The organism is Pseudomonas sp. 2VD (assembly GCF_005503585.1).
Lineage (GTDB): Bacteria > Pseudomonadota > Gammaproteobacteria > Pseudomonadales > Pseudomonadaceae > Pseudomonas > Pseudomonas aeruginosa.
Genome location: NZ_SCND01000641.1, coordinates 1 through 1,419 on the forward strand (window position 1 = coordinate 1; position 1,419 = coordinate 1,419).

Genomic DNA, 1,419 nt, shown 5'->3' on the forward strand with positions numbered 1-1,419 from the left:
CGCCACGAGGGCGGGTTCGAAGGGCGGCAGGGAGCTCTTCACTTCCCCCTGCCGAACAGGTTTGAGCTTAGACCGCTTCGCGGCCGCCCACCGGAATATCGCTGGCAGGCGACGAAGCGTTGCCCTCGCCGGCCAGTTCGCGCTGCAAGGTGCCCTCGTCGAGCTGCTTGCACCACTTGGAAACCACTACCGTGGCCACGCCGTTGCCGACCAGGTTGGTCAGCGCGCGGGCTTCGGACATGAAGCGGTCGATGCCGAGGATCAGCGCCAGGCCGGCGACCGGCAGGTGGCCGACGGCGGAAAGGGTCGCGGCGAGCACGATGAAGCCGCTGCCGGTGACGCCGGCGGCGCCCTTGGAAGCGATCAGCAGCACCAGCAGCAGGGTGATCTGGTGGGTGATGTCCATCGGCGTATCGGTGGCCTGGGCGATGAACACCGCGGCCATGGTCAGGTAGATCGAGGTGCCGTCGAGGTTGAAGGAGTAACCGGTGGGAATCACCAGGCCGACCACCGACTTGTTGCAGCCGAGCTTCTCCATCTTGTCGATCATCCGCGGCAGAGCCGACTCGGAAGACGAGGTGCCCAGCACGATCAGCAGTTCCTCGCGGATGTACCTGATGAAGCGCAGGATGCTGAAGCCGTGGGCGCGGGCGATGCCGCCGAGGACGATGAGCACGAACAGGATGCAGGTGATGTAGAAGCACAGCATCAGCTGGCCGAGCTGCACCAGCGAACCCACGCCGTAGGCGCCGATGGTGAAGGCCATGGCGCCGAACGCGCCGATCGGGGCGACCTTCATGATCACGTTGATGATGTTGAACATCACGTGGGAGACACGCTCGATGAACTCGAACACCGGCTTGCCGTAGCTGCCCAGGCGATGCAGGGCGTAGCCGAAGAGCACGGAGAAGAACAGGACCTGGAGGATGTCGCCGTTGGCGAACGCGCCGACCACGGTGCCGGGGATCACGTTCATCAGGAAGTCGACGGTGCTCTGCTTCTCGCCGGCAGCGGCGTAGGCAGCGATCTTGCTGGTGTCGAGGGTGTTCGGGTCGACGTGCATGCCGGCGCCCGGCTGGACCACGTTGACCACTACCAGGCCGATGATCAGGGCCACGGTGGAGACGACCTCGAAGTACAGCAGCGCCATGCCGCCGGTCTTGCCGACCGACTTCATGCTCTGCATGCCGGCGATGCCGGTGACCACGGTGCAGAAGATGATCGGCGCGATGGCCATCTTGATCAGTTTGACGAAGCCGTCGCCGAACGGCTTCATCGCCACCGCCGTTTCCGGGTACCAGTGGCCGAGCGCGATACCGATGGCGATGGCGACCAGAACCTGCACGTACAGGCTCTTGTAGAAGGGTTGTTTGGTCATGGGCAGAGTCCTCACGGGGGCGCTTCGCCAGTTCCCTGGAA

1 protein-coding gene is annotated in these 1,419 nt (G+C 64.5%); it reads right to left on the bottom strand.

Annotation, left to right across the window (positions count from 1 at the left end; translation table 11 throughout):
* Positions 1 to 67: 67 nt before the first annotated feature.
* Positions 68 to 1,378 carry a C4-dicarboxylate transporter DctC gene (gene dctA, locus FFS27_RS32705; protein ID WP_003082442.1) on the bottom strand — a complete coding sequence of 437 codons (1,311 nt, stop codon included), beginning with the start codon at positions 1,376 to 1,378 and terminating at the stop codon, positions 68 to 70.
* Between the last annotated feature and the right edge of the window lie 41 nt (positions 1,379 to 1,419).

What these genes read in the sequence shown, in the direction of transcription:
- dctA (WP_003082442.1), bottom strand. Translation starts at nt 1,378, where the DNA reads ATGACCAAACAACCCTTCTACAAGAGCCTGTACGTGCAGGTTCTGGTC.